This is a genomic window from Filifactor villosus (assembly GCF_042652965.1).
GTDB classification, from domain to species: domain Bacteria; phylum Bacillota; class Clostridia; order Peptostreptococcales; family Filifactoraceae; genus Filifactor; species Filifactor villosus.
In genome coordinates this window covers 1-2,338 of record NZ_JBHSHL010000006.1, presented here as the reverse complement: position 1 = coordinate 2,338, position 2,338 = coordinate 1, and the positions used below count along the sequence as shown (strand labels likewise).

The following is a 2,338-nucleotide window of genomic DNA, read 5'->3' as shown; positions in this document are numbered from 1 at the left end:
AGTACTTCTCGTCAATTTCAAAGCCGACAAAATTTCGACCCAATCGAGCACATGCCACTCCCGTTGTTCCGGATCCGGCGAACACGTCAAGCACCGTATCACCTTCGTCCGTGCTATCCGTTATGAGTTTTTCAATGAGCTCGGTGGGTTTTTGGGTCGGATGAACCTTCTCCCCGTCACGCTTCTTAGCGCCCGCGGCAAATCCCGGAATACGAATCACCGAGAGTCCGAACCCCTTTCCGTTTCTGTGCGGTTTATCAACCGCGTATATAATGAGTTCGTGCGCAAATGAGTAATAGTTGCCCCACCCCGACATCTTGTCCCACACGAGCATATTTTTGACCGGCAGGAATTCTTGCATAAGCGGGTGAAAGAAGGAATATCCTCTGAAATCGCTAAAAAAATACACGCTTCCGGTCGGCTTCAGCACTCGCTTGAACTGTTCAAATAGTTCTGCAAAAAACGGCTTACAGATGGCCAGGTCCTTAAATACTCCCTTCTGAGAGTTGTGTGTAATGCCGATAAAGTAGGGTGGGTCCGTAATGATTGCGTCTATACTTTCATCAGGAACCTTCTTGATCAGCTCAATACAATCCCCCAGTTTAAAATCAAATCCCATAACTGCCTCCTGAATGTTACATTTCTGTCGGATAAAGATAGACGCGAAAGGACAATGCAAGCTCCTCGAAAGCTGCACTGTCCTTTCCTCATCCTCTTGTCCTCTACTGAATAATCGCCTCAGTGTCATCCTCGGTCGCGGATCCGTTCGAGGTTTCCAGATCTCTCTCGAGTTCCCGGATCGTGATAAAATCTTTCTTCAGATCCAGAACCTTCGCCTCCGTCAAGGCTTTGATATACACATCCACATCTCCGACCGTCTCCGCGAGCGCTTTTCTCAAGTCGCTCGACATCAGAGCATTGATTTCGAGCGATGTCTTTCGTTGAATGTCTTCGATCTCCGCCTTTGTCAGCTTGCCATCTGCACTCGCGTTCTTCAGATCCTGCACGACAGTCTGATCAAACATCTTGACCGTCTTCTCCGCGATGTCATCGATACGTTTCAGCGCATTGAGCGCAAGGTTCTGCTGTTTCTCATCTCGAATCAATGCGATTTTTTCAAGCAAAAACTTCTTTGTTGTCGTAAACAACAGCGTGGTCAGTGCGATCGCAATCGTCAACGCCAAGTCACTGAACATTGATAAGACCATTTCCATATTCATTTTTGTTTCCTCCTAAAACCGAGAATTAAAAAAGCTACAATCACATTTCTGTAGTTGTAGCTTTATCTTATCTTATTAATTGCAGTTGTGTCAGTTGACACGGTCAAGAAGAGAGAAGTTTTTCACTTTAAAAACTTATCTATTTTCTTGAGACTGTCTAAATCATAACGAGGCAGCCTTTTAAAGTACCTCTCCGTTTCTTTTAAAGATTTATGACCCATTTGTCCTGAGATAGTAAACACATTGACCCCCGCATAAATTGCAATCGTAGCATATAACGCTCTCAATTTATGTGTCGACAACCGAACGATATCAAGTTTATCGCACACTTGTGCGAGGTATAAGTTGATCGTCACAATCGAGTAGGGCTTTCCATTTCTTGAAAAGACAAATTCCTCGTCCTTTAAGTTTCTTATTAAATCGTAAAGGACCTTTCGAACACCGCGCGGAAGATAAACCAACCTCTCCGCTTCCTGTGTTTTCAAAGTTGCGAGTCCTTCGGTTCCGTCCTCACCAATAACATTATATTGGTGAGCAATCAGAACTGTGTGTTTTTTTGTATCAATATTCTTCTTTTGAAAAGCACGAATTTCTGAAACCCTTGCGCCTGTAAGCAGTTCTACCAAAAGCAACGTAGCCTTCACTTTGTTTTCTTTCTCGTTTTGTAGATATTGAACTAAACGCATTATATCTTCTTTAGTCAGTAGCTCGTGCGTTTTTGATGGCGCCGATCTCTTCAGAGCAAATCGAATCGGTGTTTCTTTGATTATCCCCAGTTCCACAGCAAACTGAAACACTGATTTCAATGTTATGAAGTCATAATCGTACTTTGCGCTTTGACGCTTTACAGAATTGTAAAGAGTTTGTATCTCAAGCGCCGAAATTTCCTCTATCTCTCGCTCCCATATGGAATCAAATTTTTTCTCTTTGTATCTATAGTTACGGATTGTTCCGCTGCTAAGTGGGCGGGATTTTAAATACAGTTCCCACAACTCCATGAATTTCATCATGCCACCCCGCTTTCGATTTCAACCCATTTCTTCAAGTGTCCTAGAGCGTGTCTACGCAATACTTTACAAAACGTAAAAAATGTGAGATACTCGTATAAAACAGAGGAG

At 43.3% G+C, this 2,338-nt stretch carries 3 protein-coding genes; all 3 read right to left on the bottom strand.

Annotated features, from left to right (window positions below):
• On the bottom strand, positions 1-619 hold a 619-nt coding region (locus tag ACFO4R_RS01995; protein ID WP_379787311.1), incomplete at its 3' end, for a DNA-methyltransferase.
• Between the two features lie 103 nt (positions 620-722).
• The gene (locus tag ACFO4R_RS01990) at positions 723-1,220 is read right to left on the bottom strand and encodes a hypothetical protein (RefSeq protein WP_379787310.1); all 498 of its coding nucleotides are present in this window, start codon (positions 1,218-1,220) and stop codon (positions 723-725) included.
• A gap of 122 nt (positions 1,221-1,342) precedes the next feature.
• On the bottom strand, positions 1,343-2,227 hold the full coding sequence (locus ACFO4R_RS01985) for a tyrosine-type recombinase/integrase (RefSeq protein ID WP_379787309.1): 885 nt from the start codon (positions 2,225-2,227) through the stop codon (positions 1,343-1,345).
• Between the last annotated feature and the right edge of the window lie 111 nt (positions 2,228-2,338).

Excerpts from the sequence above, each read along its gene's own strand:
- ACFO4R_RS01990 (WP_379787310.1), bottom strand. The coding sequence starts at position 1,220 with ATGAATATGGAAATGGTCTTATCAATGTTCAGTGACTTGGCGTTGACG.
- ACFO4R_RS01985 (WP_379787309.1), bottom strand. The coding sequence starts at position 2,227 with ATGAAATTCATGGAGTTGTGGGAACTGTATTTAAAATCCCGCCCACTT.